A 15,666-nucleotide genomic window follows, 5' to 3' on the forward strand; every position below is an offset into this window, starting at 1 on the left:
ATTGACCCTTTTGTTTTATTTAATTCCACCATCCACACGAATTATTTGACCATTCACAAAGGAACTTGAGGATGACGCTAAATAAATATAAGTATTTGCAATTTCTTCGGAATTGGCAAGGCGTCCCATCAAGGACTGTTGCTCCATTGATAATTTCGCCTTATCCCCCATTATATCAGCAAACTTGGTATCAGTAAGCCCTGGTGCAACTGCATTCACACGAATTTTTGAGGTCGCTAATTCTTTTGACAACACCTTTGTAAAAAGAATCATAGACGCTTTTGTAGCGCCATAAACACTATTGCCCATTTCTCCATCAATTCCCGCAATGGAGGCTGTATTAATAATAGAACTTTCACCATCTCTCGAAATAATTCCCAAAAGGCCCTGAGTAATTTGCAAATGCGCAAAATAATTCACCTGGAACACCTTTGAAACATCAGCCATTTTTGTAAAAGGCAAAATAGCGAGGTGAGGGATTCCAGCATTATTTATCAAAACATTTATTTTAACCTTCAATGACTTAATTTCGGTGATTCCATTTTTTATAGACTCACTATCAGACATGTCAAAATATATCGGGAAAACATTCACATCATATTTTCGTTTTAAATCAGAGAAAAAAATCGCAGATTCGTCTTTGGGCGATCGACAACAAACAATTAGATTCGCGCCCTCGACAGCAAACTTTCGTGAAATCGCTTTACCTATTCCACCATCAGCTCCAGTAATACAAACAACCTTATTTTCAAATTTCTTCATACTAATCAACCTCAATTAAAGGTAAAACATTCAAATTTTCTGTTTCAATATATGCAGACGCCCATGACAATCCCGCTCCAAAACCGCATAAAATCATACGATTCGTTCCACACATGAGTTTTTCGCGAATTTGCGTTACCATTGTCATTGGAATCGTCGCACTACTGGTGTTACCAAATAATTCCAAACAAAAAGGCACTTTTTCTTTTTCCAACTTTAATTTCTGTCTAATTTTATCATCAATAAATTTATTTGCCTGGTGAATTAACAGATAATCCATTTCATTATGTAAATCAATCCCGAAATTTTCACACAAATCTTCAATACACTTGGGAATTTGAGATATTGTAAAAGAAAAAACCGTCATGCCGTCCATACGAACATGCGTTCGGTTCAAAATGATTCCATTCTTGACTTTCTTCATTTCCAAGGACGATTCCGTCACTGGTTCTCGCACCCCAGATGCAGGAGCAATAATTGCGTCATACTGAGTTCCATCACTCATCAAATTGAACTTCATAGGCGTTGCATTTGGATCATATTCCAACGCAGTAGCACTACCGGCATCTCCATGAATACTCCACATGGTTTTATCTAATGGAGAAAGAATCTTCGAGGGAGTATCACCAACAAGAAGTAGGGCTCTTTTCATACAGCCTAAAGAAAGCAATGAAGAAACTACAGACAATCCATAACAATATCCCGAACAAGCCATAGGAACATCAATCGTATAGCATGTTTTAGGAAGTCCCATCTTTCCTTGAATTACAGTCGCCGTATTTGGTTCAATATAATCCCGAGAAACAGACACATAAATTAAACAATCAATACTCTCTTTCTTCCAGCCAATACATTCCATCAATCGTTCTGCAGCATTCATACAATAATCAGAACAGACTTTTGTAGCAGAAGCCATTCTACATTCCTTAACCCCTGTCAAAGCAATAGTCTTTTCCGCTTCAGACACTGATTCAAAACAGTCTAATGTTTTGATATCTTTTATCTGTTTAGGAACAGCACACGATAAGCCAACAACACGAACGTTTGGAATTGTTAAGAACGCCATAAATCAAACCAAGTGAACACCACCGTCTATAATAATTTGCGTACCCGTAACCCACTTTGTCGCATCAGAAAGAAGGTATATAATAGCCCACGCGATTTCTTCAGGATTACCATATCGCTTAATCGGATAATGATTTTTATCTGCTTCCAATTCCTCTGAAGAGAACGACAAATTCCGAGTCATTTCTGTATTAACCATTCCAGGCAAAACGCTATTAACTCTTATTCCTTTACAAGCAGTTTCTACCGCACAATACTCAGCAAAAGTTTTTATAGCAGACTTTGAAATTCCATACACAGAATTACCAGGAGCAAATGTTATTGCAGCAAGAGATGAAACCATAACTATAGAAGATTGATTTGACATCAGTTTCTTTTTTAAAATACTCTTGGTTAACATAATCGGGGCGAAAGTATTTATTTCTAAGACTTTTTCCACATCTTCTTTTTTCACAAACGGAATTGGTTTCGACATAACAATTCCAGCATCATTTACTAAGCCATCTAACTTTGGAAGCGAGTTCACCAAGCATTCAAGATCCGCAGGAAGAGTCAAATCAGCAACGATCATTTTGTGCCCAACCCCTTCAAGCGAGTCTAAAGTGGACTTCAAACGTTCCTCATTGCGAGCAGTAAGAATCAAATTAGCACCAAGTTTAGAACACTCAATAGCAGTTGCTCGTCCAATGCCCGAAGACGCGCCAGTTATCAAGATCGTTTTTCCATCCAAACTATACGGATTATACATTAGAAAACTACCACCTTTGGACAAACTATTTTATCCGTAACAAAATGGAACGTACCCCAAGAAAGTCCTGTGCCAAAGCCACAACCAATTGTGTTCATAGACTTTGACGCATAATCATCACCACATTCAGAAACAATTGTTAATGGAATAGACGCACTGGTTGTATTTCCATAATTTTTTAGACTAGAAGGAACTTGTTCCTTACTAGCCCCGATTTTCTTTGCAATTTTATCAAGCATAAATTTATTCGCCTGATGCAACAAAACTTTGTCAACAGAACTCATATCTATATTGAAGTGTCGGCAAAAATCTTTTATATTTTTGGGGACCGTAGATATTCCAAAAGAAAAAACACTCGCGCCATCCATACCCCCATTATCATTGTTGACCGGAACACTTCCTGACAACATTTCCAGTTCTCTTTTAAATGTTTCTTCTGTATAAGGAGTTCTACTTCGACCATATTTGCGTAACAAGGCGCTACCCTCCTTGCTAAGTGTTCCGACTTGAAATTCCATCGGATTGACATTAGCATCGTATTCCAAAGCGGTGCATGTCCCACAATCCCCCAAAAGAGGTCTCGTTTCTCTATTCAACTTATAATTTATGGCAGAACAATTATCCCCATCAAAAAAGACAGCCCTTTTTATACACCCTACACTAATCATTGATGCTATTGTAGATAATCCAACAACCCAGCCGGGGCAGCCATGGTTTATATCTAAGGCAAAACAATTCTCCGGTAGATTGAGTCTGTTGTGGATGACAAAAACATTGGGAGGCATTATATAATCCTCTGTCTGAGTTGCATAAAAAACAGCATCAATCGAATCTAATTCCCAGCTGAGTTTTTCGTTCAAAGCATAAAAAGCCTTTTCACACAAATCTAGATTTGTAATACCGGGCTCAACGATATGTTTTCGTTCAATCCCTGTACGCTTTATGACCTGTTCGGCTTCTTCAGGCGAATAAAAGGGGATATCCCTATTTTCTTCGACCTTCGGAGGAACACAAGCGGAAATGCCCCGAATGGCAACATTATTGACAGAAAAGAAAGCCATTATCCTTTTTTACTTTTTACAATGTTAAATAAATCTTCTATAGTAATCGCAGAACGAAGGTCATTCCCTTTTATGGTCACATCATATTCTTCGTCAACCATAGCAATGAGAGACAAAGCAATCAAAGACGAATACTCGTCTAGTTCTTGGAATTTAGTAGAAGCAACAATCTGAGAAGCATCCGTTTCTTCAAACTGATCCACAACATGGGCAATAAATTCATTCAGGTCCATTTTCATCCTTTTGTTAACGTTAATTTTTTCTTGTACAATCTTTCTAACATTTGTCGAATCTTTCTTGATGAAGAGCTTTCCTCATTCAAATCATCTTCGAAGTAAAGAGCATTATGTCCACTCCGAACTACTTTTTTTACAAATGTTGATTTTTTCTTAACATCGCTCAAGTGATGCACATTATTTTCATAAACAACAGAACAAATCCGGTTCAATTTAAGAACATCGCGGCAAAAATCAGCGACAAGCAAACTAACTTCCATGATTTCCGTGGGTTCGCCAACATTCACTTCACGACCAAGTTCAGCCATTCCATCGCGAATGTTATAGGCCCCATACAAACCAATCCTTTCACCCTTTTTATTCAACACTACAAAATAGTAGTCGTTCGGTTCCTGCATCTGCCAGCGGATAAAATCCTTCTGGGCTTCGAGAGACTGAGCCAGTTGCCCTACGGTGTCGCGGTTCCGCTTGTCGGCACGGATATTATACGAAAACTCAGCATCATCAAGCGTGATGCTTCGTAAATCGACAAACATTCCGTGTATCACTTCAGGGTAAACCATAAAACGCCTACTATTTTGTAATATAAGTTATTTTAGAGACGCAAGGAGCATTTTGACCTTTACACTCCAAAGAATTCAAACACCTTCCCGCAGATATACTCGATTTCTTCCGATTTCAACCCGTAGAACATGGGCAAACGAAGCAGACGGTTACTTTCGTTGGTGGTATACTTGTCATCTCCGTGGAATCTGCCGAATCGCATACCTGCGGGCGACGAATGCAGAGGCACATAGTGGAACACCGCGAGAATGCCGTTATACACCAAATGCTTCAAGAGCGCCGTTCGCGTCGCAAGATCTTCCACCTTCAGGTAAAACATGTGTGCGTTGTGTTTGCAATGTTCCGGAATGTACGGCAACTCGACCAGGCCCTTTTCGGCAAGGGTCGCAAGCCTTTCACGATAGGCGTTCCAGCTCGCCATACGTGCATCATTGATGATGTCGGCACATTCCAGTTCAGCGTAAAGATAAGCCGCGTTCAGCTCGCTCGGCAAATAGCTAGAACCGAGTTCCACCCAAGTGTATTTATCGACTTCGCCACGGTGGAACTGACAGCGGTTCGTGCCTTTCTCGCGGATAATCTCTGCACGATCGTTGTACTTGGGGTCATTGATGAGCAACGCGCCACCTTCGCCCATGCTGTAGTTCTTGGTCTCATGATAGCTGTAACAACCAAAGTCACCAAGCGTTCCGAGTGCACGGCCCTTGTAGGTCGCCATCATGCCCTGTGCGGCATCTTCGACCACAAACAAATTATGGCGTTTCGCGATTTCGTTTATCTTGTCCATCTCGCAGGCGACCCCCGCATAGTGGACCGGCACAATCGCCTTCGTCTTTTTGGTAATGGCGTCTTCGATAAGCTTTTCGTCCAGATTCATCGTGTCGGGGCGAATGTCCACGAACACGCATTTAGCCCCCTGCGAAACAAACGCATCGGCCGTGCTCACGAAAGTAAACGAGGGCATAATCACCTCGTCGCCGGGAGCGACATTACAGAGACGGGCAGACATTTCGAGAGCGTGGGTGCAGCTAGTGGTCAGGAGCGCCTTCGCGGCCCCCGTATGCTTTTCGAGCCATTCATGACAACGCAGGTTGAACGTTCCGTCACCACAAATACGACCGCTCTCCACGGCCTGCTTCACATAATCAAATTCCATCCCCACAAAGGGAGGCTTGTTGAAAGGAATTTTGTTCATGTCCGAAATATAAACTTTATTTTACTAAACGGAGCGATTTCTTTCAAAAAAGTTGCAAAAATCAGTTCAGTACCATATACGGCACCCAACGGCGATAAAATTTCGCCTGAAATTCAAGCGGCGAAAGAATTGGTTCGTGATCCCCCTGCACAATAAAGCGCACATCAGGGTGTTTTCTTGCTAAATCAGCAATAATCCGCAATGTTCCGAACAGGCGCTCATAATAGAGTTTTTCAGTTTTAATAGGATCATCGCTAATGGGGAAACGGGTATCGCGGGTTGTCCAGGCGATAAAACGCTTTTGCGTAGTATCGGCAAGCAGGCTATCCATTTTTGCGACCATCATACTATCAGGCGAATCTTTAGATGTAAACAAAGCTTCGGCAAATCCGATTTTGTGAACGTACTTATTACGGCGCTGAATCAGAGAATCGCCTCCGAATAAGAACGTATTCTTAAAGCCTATTTTGGCTAAACGATTGGGTATAAACAAGGAATCTATTCTTTCCGTCGAATCTTTCCAAACCGAATCCAACAAGTCTTCACACTCTGCCGTACGTGTCCGTGAATACCTACGGAAATGAGCTCCGTAATTTGTAAGATTCTTGCTGAATATAGTCAACTCGCTATTAAGCCTATTTGTATCCATGGGGATTCCCCACGACTCCACAAGAACTACCACATTGCTGCGGGCGGTATCTATGTATTGGCGCGTAATCTTGACGGAATCAGTAACATTGTAGCGATCTTTAAAATTGCTTGGCAGTTGGTTGCGTGGCGGGGTATAGGGAGTAAGCCGAGATAACGTCCGCAACATAGGGAATTCAAACAAAGGCTGAGAAGGAACAATATTCAGGAAAAGAATGTGCACGGACAAACAAGAAAATAAAACTAGATTTATTGCCGACACATCTATTTTCTTAACAGGACGAGTAACAAGAAGGGCTATGGGTACAGTCACAAAAGGAAGAAAAAAATACCAAACAAAAGTCTCTTTTCGCACGTAAAGAAAATTAGACATATCAACAAAAGAACTCAGTAGAAGAGCAGCAACAATAATAAAGCGCCAAAGGATCGCTCGTCGATTCCTTACATACACATAAAGCAAAAGCAAGGCCAAGGCAAAAAAACTGAATATTCCATGGGGAATATAATAATACTCTTTCTCAAATGTCGCTAAATATGGTATAACGCTCACAAACGCAGATGCCGCAAAAATATAAAGCAAGCTTTTTATCATAGCGAATCCTTTACCAAAGAATACTTGTAAACACCAATACCATTAAAATCACGAACAATATCAACAATCACTGAATCATAGTAGTGATTCGTCAAAAAATTTGACAGTTCAGATTCTCCGACAACCAAGACATTATCATTGATTACATCCCTCAAAGGGTTTTCCATTCCCCGTTTACGGAATTCTCTTTCCATACTCGGAAAATACATAGTCCATCCCCCCTCCGGAACAAACCTATTTTGGCTACCAAACATTTCTGATAAATAAGGTGGAGTTTTATTAATTGACAAGCGCATACCTATGTCTGGAGAAACCATAAGTAGTGTTGAATCCGGTAAAGAATCAACGTACTTAAAGAATCCTGCATAATCCATTTTAGTTATTCTTTTTGAATAATAAAAAGCATGTACAGATTCTCTATCTGTAGCATAAATAAAAACATTCAAAATAGCCACCAAAGCAATAACAGCACTCGAAATGGTTCTAGAAAAATACAAATTAAATTTTTTATTTATATCTTCCACTGAAGGGAAACACGGAATTAGAGCTACAATTGCATAAAGCCACAAACCAGATTCAACGCGATAAATAAGTCGCGCAATGCTCAAGAAATACCCTATATAGCAAAGAATCAGAGCCAGTAAGCACCATACCACATATGATTTTTTGTTATTGGTAAGAATTAACAAAAAAGAAATCAACATCCAAAACCACACGATAGGTTCCTTTGCGCATCGAGGTAAAATATTTATCGTCGAATAAAAAAGTTCAACAGGGTCTTTTTTAACAATATGTGTTTTAAGGACACTATCGAAAACACTCAAATTTCTCATGGAAAACACTTCATTATCATAAAACTTCCAATTTCGAATCATTTTAAAATCATCGCCCCAATTTCCCAATTCCTCTAAATCCTCATAAATTTTTTCGTCATCAGTCGCATGAAAATCATTTAAACGTACTCTCGCCTTTTGAAAATCAATATATGCCTGATATTCTGGAGAACCATACGCTAGCTGGTCTATTTTTTTTAGGCCAAATGTACAAGTAACAAGTAAAGACAAGAATACAATAAATATTTTTTTTCTGCACATGAATTTACAATTCACAGCCAAAAGTACTGCCAAAAAAGGCATGCCCATCAAAAAAGCATCATAACGCATTACAGAACCCCAAAGCATAAGAAACAAAGATAAAATAAGTACAATTATTCCATTCCGTCTTTCATCCGGACCTACTGGCAACATTTCAAAAGCAAACAGAATTATTCCCGCTGCAGTCAGTGCCGATGCACATTGCGTAAATTGCAAAGCCAGATAAAAATCCGGAGCAAAAAAAGTTAAGAAAAGCATTGCCAAAATTAAGCCCAATCTTACACCTAGCAAACGAATAATAACGTAAGATATTGTGGTAAAAGACGCAAAAACAGCAAAAGTTTCTCCTATATAATACCAGCCTATCTTTGGAAATAAGTAATATAAAGGAAGTAATACATAACCATACACAACATTAATAAATGTCATGTGAACATTATAATCATCTCCATAAACACCTTCAAGAATCCGAGACATGGCGTAATCATCTGAAATGCCAAACATAATCACGCCAAAGAAATGCGTAATAAAAATGAAGAATACATTAATAATTACAGCAAGGAATAATGAATGTTTGCTAAATAAATACATATTTCAACCCTCTATATCAATTCAGCACTACATACGGCACCCAATGGCGGTAAAATTTCCGCTGAAACTCCATTGGCGCCAATATCGGCTCGTGGTCACCCTGCACCACAAAGCGCACCTCGGGGTGTTTTTTCGCCAAATCAGCCACTGCCTGCAGGGTCCCGAACAATCGTTCAAAATACAACCGCTCCGTCTCAGCAGCATCTTCGCTAATGGGGAATCGCGTATCACGCGTGGTCCAAGCAATAAAATGCTTTGCGGTATCCTGCAGACTCAACAAGGAATCAATCATCCCCGCCATCACATTATCCGTCGTCGCCGAGTCCGTCCAAAACGCTTCCTGGAAACCAATGTTACGGATGTACTTATAGCGCCATTGGACCGTAGAATCCCCACCAAAGAAGAATGACGTCAAATAACCGAGTTGTGCAAAACGGCTTGGCATAAATAGGGTATCCCTTTGCCCGGTAGAATCCCTCCACGTGGTATCCATCAGGTCTTCTCGTTCCGCCATATAAGTACGACTAAACTTCCTGGCATGCACGCCCCGCTTTTGGAGCACACTCCCAAACACGGTCATTTCCCTTGCAAACATTGCTGAATCCATGGGAATCCCCCAGGATTCCACAAGCACAACGACATTGCTACGAGTTGTATCTACATAATCCTTAGTGACCGATACAGAATGCGTGACGTCATACGCTGATTTTATTGATTCCGGAATATGCATCCTATCTACGCTTTGCTGGCTCTGCGCCATATACAGCGGGACTGAGAACTGCATCAGCGGCTGATCGGGATAAATCCGCATTGCCCCGAAATGGGCAAAGAAAGAAACAAATAGCACTAGATTCACATTTCGTACGGATATTCCCTTGACATCTTTCAAAAGAGCGAGAGCGACAAGGCAACTCACAAACGGAATCAGGCCATAATAGCCAACACCGCTCTTTTTCGCCGTCAATATGGTCAGCAGATCCACCCAAGAGAGCGCAACCAGCAGCACATAAAACAATGCAACAAACCACTTCTTCTCGCCAAAGGTCCTTTTAAGGCAGACGTAGAACAGCAGCACTGCAAAAACGCCATACTCGAACAGGCCGCGGGTAATCCCCTGCCCCTTTTCAAAGGTCAGCAGGTAAGGGGCTATTGTCACAAGCGCCGTCGACATGCCCACAAGCGAAACTGTCTTTACGTTCTTTTTTATGCTATTTTTCACCATTCAACACCATCGCCGGCACATCATACGGTTTATTTATTCAAAATACTTAAAAAACTTAACGGTGCCCATTTCGCGAAGCGTATCTACCTTTACGTTTTCATAATAATGCCTATGCAAATAATCTAATAAAAATTCGTCATTCGCAATGACAACAACATTTTCTTTCACAACATCTCGCATAGGATTTTCAACCCCATACTGTTTTAAGGCGTTTTCAACATCCGGGAAATAGGGAGTCCAAAAGCCAAAAGACACCATCCTTTTCCAACTGCCAATCGGGGAAGATAAATAAAGTGGTTGTATACAACGGGAAAAAATATGATATGTATCCATCGGCATCAAAAAAACAGTATTTTCCGGTAAAGAATCCATATACCTAAAGACGGTCTGGTAATCACTCTTCAGTGATTCCTGCCGCGACACATTCAAAAAATGGCCATTCGCATTAGAATGTATAAAAGAATGAGTATAAAAGAAATTGACCGTATACACGACAAAACACATTCCCATCACGGCCAACAAAAGACGGCGAGAGATAGGCCTAAAGCCTTTTAACAAAGGAATCGCCAAGACTGAAGCGTAAAGCCACAAACCTGTTTCCACTCGATACACCAACCGCATCATATAAAGAAGGTAAGACATTTCTGCCAACACAATAAAAAAAGCGCCCCACATATATAACGAGCGACGCCCATTGAGACACAAAAGTAAGAGACCAACGAAGCAAAATGCCCAGCAACACGGATAAGATAAGGACAAATCGAATCTATAAAGAACCTTTAACGGGTTTTCAGACCATTTTAGAGGATATGTATATTTCGCTATTTTATCCGTAAATCTTTTTAGGGAATCTGGAGCAAAATTTTCTTTGTCATAGAAGATCCAATTCTGTAAAAGCGAATAATCTTCGCCATACATTCCACTTTCTTCTAATTCTTCATAGACAGCATCTTTATCATAATTTGTTTTATCGCCCAACATTACACGAGTTGGCTGAAAATTTAAATATGTTTGATACTCCGGCGCAGAATAATGAATTTCATTGAAATATTTTGCGCCACACAATCCCAACAACACAACAGTAATGCACAGTAAGAATCGATATCTATATGTATAGAGTTTCTTTATATAAAAAAGCATAATAAAAGCTAAGAACGGCAACCCCATTAAAAAGGCGTCATTACGCATGCAATATCCCCATAGTATAAGGATGAATGCCAACGCAAGAATTTTCTTTTGCGAAAATCCTCCATCTATACCATATACAAAAAGAAGCATTCCCGCTGCACCAAGAGCAGCAGCACATTGGGTAAATTGAAGCGTCAGGTAGAAGTCTCTCGCAAAGCAAGCTACAATCAAAAACGAAATGATTGTTCCCCATTGCGGTCCTACTTTTTTGATAATTACATATGATATAACCGTAAAAGAAATAAATACGCCAATGACTTCGCCGATGTAATACCAACTAATTTTTGGAAACAAATAATATAAAGGCAATAAAGCGTATCCATATAAAACATTGACAAATGTCATTCGGACATTATACGAATCGCCGTAAGCACCTTCTAAAATTCGTGCCATAAACACATCATCGCACAGACCCACAAAAAAATTCTCCCCTAGTCCAAAACAAACTAGGAGAAAAAACAGATTGAGTGCTAGTGCAATTTTTACGGCGTAATTCCTTTCACCACACATATAAAAACATTTCATTTGGTTATTGATTGAAAACGTATATAGGCAAGGAAAACGCGCTAAAGGAAAAAAACGGAAAAGAACGCATGGAAATAAGGACTATCAAAGAAACGGCAAACAAAAAAAAGGAGACCCCTGAAAGAGAGTCTCCTTTTTTATTATACAATGTTATTAGTTGCCAATTGCAGTGCAGGTACCCGATCCACCGATATTGCAGAAGTTCGGGGTAAGCGGCTGCTGACAATTGGCCAGGCTGCTAACCTTCGGCTCATAGGAAACAGCACCACCAGACGACGAGTTTGCGGAAATGTCAAGACGCCAAACACCATTCACGCAGTCGTTCAGAGTTGCACCCGCAGTAGCCGTCCACGCAGACGCCTTACCGGAGGTGATTGCCACATCATTACCCGTTTTGAAACCATCGTAGGTGAAGACCGTGGACGTCGGAACGGAATAGCCGATAGCCTGCATAGAACCGACAACCGTCCCCTTTTCTGCCACGTATGCGTCCTGCAACTTCACGTAGGTACCGGCGGCGGGGCCTACTTCGGAAGCCTTGGACTTAGCGATCATGCCGAACAGTTTCGGTACTGCGACGGCGGCCAAGATGCCCATGATCACGATCACGACCATCAATTCGATAAGGGTAAAACCTTGCTTTTTCATAGTGTACTCCTTGTTGATTTGTTACACACTTGTTTGGTTTCCGGCCCGTTAGTGGGCGTTCAACCGGTTTATGTCTGTAATATAAACAATTTTTTTCAGAAAAGCAATAGTTTTGCAAAATTTTTTGTATTTTTGTGTAAAAATTGTCAGACTTTTGTCACGAATTTTTACTTTGTCTGCAAAATTCTATCGTTTTTACATCAAAATCGCCATATTCCAGTCAGAACTTTGATGATGTATATATACAAATTTTTTTGAAAAAAAACATTTTTTTAAGAAAAAAACTGAATTTTTTTTTATTCCAACATGGATTAAAAAACAGAAAAACCCGGCAAAAGCCGGGTTTCAAAGACATTTTTCACGAGTTTGTCTGCTACTTCAGGGCGAAGCCTTCTGCGATAATCGCCTCGGAAACACCTTTAGAACGGAAAAACTCCGCTCGTTTGGTGTCGCGAGCAGCATTGTCCGCATCATTCTTTTCGCGCTCCTGCTGGGCACCTTTTTCCATACCCTTTTCCATGCCCCTCGCTTGGCCCTTGAGGTAGGCTTCGGCTTCGAGAGCTTCGTATTCATGACGGTCGAACATGTTTGCCTCCAGTGCTTTCAAAAGTTCAGGATTCATGCGGCTTACGCGCAGACGGTCTAATGCATTCGCAAAGATCGGATCTTCTGTTTCGGGCACCTGCAGCGGGCCTCTTGAAATGAGCCGGAGCCAGAAATCTTCGCGAGTTTTCACGCCTTTGCGCAACTGCAAAAAATTAGGCAGGTCTACTACAATATACCTATTTTTCCGCGAAATGGGAAGAGCGTTCCCCGACTTGACTTCGTATTCGCTATAGGTGGTCCACACATCCTTGTAGATTTCCTTCGACCTGAGTACCGGATTGTTGCAGAGCCAAATGGATACTGTTTCCGGGAGCTCATAGTAGCGGTACTTGCGTTCCTCTTCCGGCAGGCCCATAAAATAGTCAGAACGATTAAACTCGTACTTGCCGCGCAGCGTGAGGTACGAATTGTAGAGCTGCAAGCGGTCAAAAAAGAAGGCATGAACCTTGTTCTGCATCTCGATATTCTTGTAGCGGTTGTCCCGGGTGTGTACCCAGACGTCGAGGCGCGCGGGGTCGTTTTCGGGCATAAAGATGTCGATGGGCTTCTCGAATTCATATTCGAGGTCGACAATTTCATGGTCGCGGTCCAGCTGGAGCAGGCTGTTGAGTACGTCGCGGATTGTGTCCTTGTCGTCCATCAGGATGCGGAATGTCGCCGCGTATTTGGGCAGCAGGAATTCTTCGCCCTGTTCGTTCGTGACGATGTAGTTTTTTGTAGAATGATTGGTATTGTCAGACATGTGTTTCCTTTCGTGTTAAGTTGAGGCACACTCCCTCTTTACTAACACGCCATTTTGGAGCATTTGAATACCATTTTTCCGTAAAAGCTTTGTAAAAAAAACTGGCGCGGGCTTCTTTTTACTACCTTTCGGGGCAGGAACATGGAGGACCCGATGAAAAGAGTTTTGTTTTGCCTGCTGGCGTTGGCGGCTTTTGCCGCGGCGAACACTTGCACGAAGGCGTGGTACGAAATCCATGCGTTCAATTTCTTGTCGATAAAAGACGCTCCGCACCTGGATTCCGTTTACTACAGGGAGCAGCCCACCCCCGAAGAGGTCCACGAGTGGTACCAGAAGTATTACTATAAAGATGGTCTGATCCACCATTCGGTGTTCAAGTTCAGGGACAACGACCCGGTCGACAACCGGATTTATCTCTCGGCCGACGAGGCTACGCTTACCCGGAGCGGGCGCGAGCTGTTGCTGTCAGATTCTGTCGCGGGCGACACGGTCTACTTTTTCCAGAAGATGTACAATAGCGGCGAGTTGGTTCAGACGGTCGTACACAAGTTGACGGACCTCTACGCGTCGGAACAGGACTACGACCCCGCCAGCGGCAGGCGAACCTTCGCCGAATATTTTTTCCGCAACGACACGCTGGTGTCAAGAACCGTTTACGATTACGGATCCGGAATGCGAGATTCGGCGTATTACTATTACGTGGGCGTACCCGGCGACGAGTACAAGTGCGCGGAGTATCGCGGCGACTCGCTTACGAACAACCTAACCTACAAGAAACTGGCCACGGGATTCTCCGTCGCGATCTTTAACGACACGTTCCTGCGCGAATTTGTTATGGAAGTCCCGGAGGTGCATACCACCGCAGTCCAGAGACGGGATGATGCCCAGAAATCGCGCGAACAATCCGCCGCGCAAAGCAAGCGCCGCCCCGCAAAGATCTCGCCGCGCGCCCGCTACTTCGACCTGCTCGGCCGCTACAAACGCGCGAAGATAAGGTAGGGTTCGGTCGTTGCCGCTTTGGTCAGGACTTAAGTTGAATTATTTTACTTCGTCATTTTGGACTGGAGTTGCCGAATGTGATCTTCGGACAACTTGGTCTCTTTGGCGATGGTAGCTACAGGGGTTCCCTTGGAAAGCAGGTCCAACGCGGTCAGCGTAGAGTCCAAGCCCTGCTGAATCCCTTGCTGAATCCCTTGCTGAATCCCTTGCTGAATACCCTGCTGAATACCCTGCTGTCTACCTGTAACCACTCCGTCGGCAATGCGCGCGTCTATTTCGTCTTGTGTAACCATTGAGTCTACCTGACTAGAAAGAAGTTCATCGCTGGCGGAACCAATCTCGATTCTTTCCAGGGCCTTTTGCAGAATAGGGTCTGCAAAGTCCATCGAAGCGTTGGCCTTGCCCGCATGGGTCAGCAGGTACAGCCATTTCTCTTCGCGGCTTTCGGCCTTGGCGTGAATTCTGGAGAATTCCCCCAAGTCTATCAAAATATAACTCATTTTGTCGAAAACGGGTGCGGGGTTTCCCTGCTTTACGGCGTTGTCGCTGTACAGGTGCCAGGTGTCGCGGAAATTTTTTGGTTCAAGCCTAAGGGGAAAATTGCACAGCCAGATAGACACGATTTCGGGCAACTGGTAGCGCCTGCGCTTTCTCTCGTTCTCCTCCAGGGCCTTGAACTCCGGGGACTTGTCCATCTTGATTTTGCCGTCTATGGTAAGGTATGCGCCGTAAAGCAACACCCGGTCGGTAAAGAAGGGGTGCGACGCCCTCTGGATTTCGATATCCATGCAGCGGTTGTCCTCTGTCCATGCGTGAATGTCGAACTTGATTTCTTTGGCCTCGGGCGCGCGCAAGATGAGCGGCTGGTTAAAGGTGTATTTCATGGACTTTATCTTGCGACCGTCTTCCAGGTGCAGCAGGCTGTTGATAAAGTCCGCCAGAGCCTCCTCGTCGTCGAGCAGGGCGTAGAATGCTGGGTCGTAGGTTGGGTCCAGGTACCGCTTGCCCCGCAAAATTTCGGGGATTTCCTTGCGGGTGGTAGGGTTGTTTGCATTTTGGTTTGGCGTCATGGTATAGTACTCCTTAGATGAAAAAAACACTTGATTGTTCAAGTGCTTGGAGCCTATTCGGTGACGCTCAGGCAGATAATAGAAAAGGTGTAGAAATTGTAAAGGGCTTT

The 15,666-nt window shown here is 42.7% G+C and carries 15 protein-coding genes; 1 reads left to right on the top strand and 14 read right to left on the bottom strand.

Going from position 1 to position 15,666, the window contains the following annotated elements; genetic code table 11:
• Positions 1 to 15: 15 nt before the first annotated feature.
• From B7989_RS02500 to B7989_RS02560, 13 genes are all read right to left on the bottom strand, one after another.
• The gene (locus tag B7989_RS02500) at positions 16 to 762 is read right to left on the bottom strand and encodes an SDR family NAD(P)-dependent oxidoreductase (RefSeq protein WP_088627034.1); all 747 of its coding nucleotides are present in this window, start codon (positions 760 to 762) and stop codon (positions 16 to 18) included.
• A gap of 1 nt (position 763) precedes the next feature.
• Positions 764 to 1,828: a 3-oxoacyl-ACP synthase III family protein gene (locus B7989_RS02505; protein WP_088627035.1), complete on the bottom strand. Its 1,065-nt coding sequence runs from the start codon at positions 1,826 to 1,828 to the stop codon at positions 764 to 766.
• 3 nt (positions 1,829 to 1,831) lie between these two features.
• Positions 1,832 to 2,575, bottom strand: a complete 744-nt coding sequence (locus B7989_RS02510; RefSeq protein WP_088627036.1) for an SDR family NAD(P)-dependent oxidoreductase — start codon at positions 2,573 to 2,575, stop codon at positions 1,832 to 1,834.
• Complete coding sequence (locus tag B7989_RS02515) at positions 2,575 to 3,636, bottom strand: 3-oxoacyl-ACP synthase III family protein (RefSeq protein WP_088627037.1); 1,062 nt, start codon at positions 3,634 to 3,636, stop codon at positions 2,575 to 2,577. The genes B7989_RS02510 and B7989_RS02515 overlap by 1 nt, the downstream gene beginning before the upstream one ends.
• A complete protein-coding gene (locus B7989_RS02520) occupies positions 3,636 to 3,869 on the bottom strand; it encodes an acyl carrier protein (protein WP_088627350.1) in 234 nt (77 codons plus the stop codon). The genes B7989_RS02515 and B7989_RS02520 overlap by 1 nt, the downstream gene beginning before the upstream one ends.
• A gap of 2 nt (positions 3,870 to 3,871) precedes the next feature.
• A complete protein-coding gene (locus B7989_RS02525; RefSeq protein ID WP_088627038.1) occupies positions 3,872 to 4,435 on the bottom strand; it encodes a GNAT family N-acetyltransferase in 564 nt (187 codons plus the stop codon).
• Between the two features lie 59 nt (positions 4,436 to 4,494).
• A complete protein-coding gene (gene rffA / locus B7989_RS02530) occupies positions 4,495 to 5,631 on the bottom strand; it encodes a dTDP-4-amino-4,6-dideoxygalactose transaminase (protein ID WP_088627039.1) in 1,137 nt (378 codons plus the stop codon).
• 61 nt (positions 5,632 to 5,692) lie between these two features.
• A complete protein-coding gene (locus tag B7989_RS02535; RefSeq protein WP_088627040.1) occupies positions 5,693 to 6,871 on the bottom strand; it encodes a hypothetical protein in 1,179 nt (392 codons plus the stop codon).
• Positions 6,868 to 8,556: a hypothetical protein gene (locus B7989_RS02540; RefSeq protein ID WP_088627041.1), complete on the bottom strand. Its 1,689-nt coding sequence runs from the start codon at positions 8,554 to 8,556 to the stop codon at positions 6,868 to 6,870. Before B7989_RS02540 ends, B7989_RS02535 begins: the two co-directional genes overlap by 4 nt.
• A gap of 16 nt (positions 8,557 to 8,572) precedes the next feature.
• A complete protein-coding gene (locus tag B7989_RS02545; protein ID WP_088627042.1) occupies positions 8,573 to 9,778 on the bottom strand; it encodes a hypothetical protein in 1,206 nt (401 codons plus the stop codon).
• Between the two features lie 33 nt (positions 9,779 to 9,811).
• Positions 9,812 to 11,359 carry a hypothetical protein gene (locus B7989_RS02550; RefSeq protein ID WP_144264944.1) on the bottom strand — a complete coding sequence of 516 codons (1,548 nt, stop codon included), beginning with the start codon at positions 11,357 to 11,359 and terminating at the stop codon, positions 9,812 to 9,814.
• A gap of 285 nt (positions 11,360 to 11,644) precedes the next feature.
• Positions 11,645 to 12,139: a type IV pilin protein gene (locus tag B7989_RS14275; RefSeq protein ID WP_088627044.1), complete on the bottom strand. Its 495-nt coding sequence runs from the start codon at positions 12,137 to 12,139 to the stop codon at positions 11,645 to 11,647.
• Positions 12,140 to 12,512: 373 nt separating this feature from the next.
• Positions 12,513 to 13,487 (bottom strand): PD-(D/E)XK nuclease family transposase, encoded by a 975-nt coding sequence (locus tag B7989_RS02560; protein WP_088627045.1) that lies wholly within the window; start codon positions 13,485 to 13,487, stop codon positions 12,513 to 12,515.
• 183 nt (positions 13,488 to 13,670) lie between these two features.
• On the opposite strand from B7989_RS02560, the gene B7989_RS02565 reads away from it, so the two are divergent.
• Complete coding sequence (locus B7989_RS02565) at positions 13,671 to 14,486, top strand: hypothetical protein (protein WP_144264945.1); 816 nt, start codon at positions 13,671 to 13,673, stop codon at positions 14,484 to 14,486.
• A 44-nt stretch (positions 14,487 to 14,530) separates the two neighbouring features.
• Here the strand turns inward: B7989_RS02565 and B7989_RS02570 are convergent, their stop codons facing one another.
• Positions 14,531 to 15,556, bottom strand: coding sequence for an Rpn family recombination-promoting nuclease/putative transposase (locus tag B7989_RS02570; protein ID WP_088627047.1), 1,026 nt, complete (start codon positions 15,554 to 15,556; stop codon positions 14,531 to 14,533).
• Positions 15,557 to 15,666: the final 110 nt, after the last annotated feature.

It is taken from the genome of Fibrobacter sp. UWB5, from assembly GCF_002210295.1.
Lineage (GTDB): Bacteria > Fibrobacterota > Fibrobacteria > Fibrobacterales > Fibrobacteraceae > Fibrobacter.

What these genes read in the sequence shown, in the direction of transcription:
- B7989_RS02500 (WP_088627034.1), bottom strand. Translation starts at nt 762, where the DNA reads ATGAAGAAATTTGAAAATAAGGTTGTTTGTATTACTGGAGCTGATGGT.
- B7989_RS02505 (WP_088627035.1), bottom strand. Translation starts at nt 1,828, where the DNA reads ATGGCGTTCTTAACAATTCCAAACGTTCGTGTTGTTGGCTTATCGTGT.
- B7989_RS02510 (WP_088627036.1), bottom strand. Translation starts at nt 2,575, where the DNA reads ATGTATAATCCGTATAGTTTGGATGGAAAAACGATCTTGATAACTGGC.
- B7989_RS02515 (WP_088627037.1), bottom strand. Translation starts at nt 3,636, where the DNA reads ATGGCTTTCTTTTCTGTCAATAATGTTGCCATTCGGGGCATTTCCGCT.
- B7989_RS02520 (WP_088627350.1), bottom strand. Translation starts at nt 3,869, where the DNA reads ATGGACCTGAATGAATTTATTGCCCATGTTGTGGATCAGTTTGAAGAA.
- B7989_RS02525 (WP_088627038.1), bottom strand. Translation starts at nt 4,435, where the DNA reads ATGGTTTACCCTGAAGTGATACACGGAATGTTTGTCGATTTACGAAGC.
- rffA (WP_088627039.1), bottom strand. Translation starts at nt 5,631, where the DNA reads ATGAACAAAATTCCTTTCAACAAGCCTCCCTTTGTGGGGATGGAATTT.
- B7989_RS02535 (WP_088627040.1), bottom strand. Translation starts at nt 6,871, where the DNA reads ATGATAAAAAGCTTGCTTTATATTTTTGCGGCATCTGCGTTTGTGAGC.
- B7989_RS02540 (WP_088627041.1), bottom strand. Translation starts at nt 8,556, where the DNA reads ATGTATTTATTTAGCAAACATTCATTATTCCTTGCTGTAATTATTAAT.
- B7989_RS02545 (WP_088627042.1), bottom strand. Translation starts at nt 9,778, where the DNA reads ATGGTGAAAAATAGCATAAAAAAGAACGTAAAGACAGTTTCGCTTGTG.
- B7989_RS02550 (WP_144264944.1), bottom strand. Translation starts at nt 11,359, where the DNA reads ATGGCACGAATTTTAGAAGGTGCTTACGGCGATTCGTATAATGTCCGA.
- B7989_RS14275 (WP_088627044.1), bottom strand. Translation starts at nt 12,139, where the DNA reads ATGAAAAAGCAAGGTTTTACCCTTATCGAATTGATGGTCGTGATCGTG.
- B7989_RS02560 (WP_088627045.1), bottom strand. Translation starts at nt 13,487, where the DNA reads ATGTCTGACAATACCAATCATTCTACAAAAAACTACATCGTCACGAAC.
- B7989_RS02570 (WP_088627047.1), bottom strand. Translation starts at nt 15,556, where the DNA reads ATGACGCCAAACCAAAATGCAAACAACCCTACCACCCGCAAGGAAATC.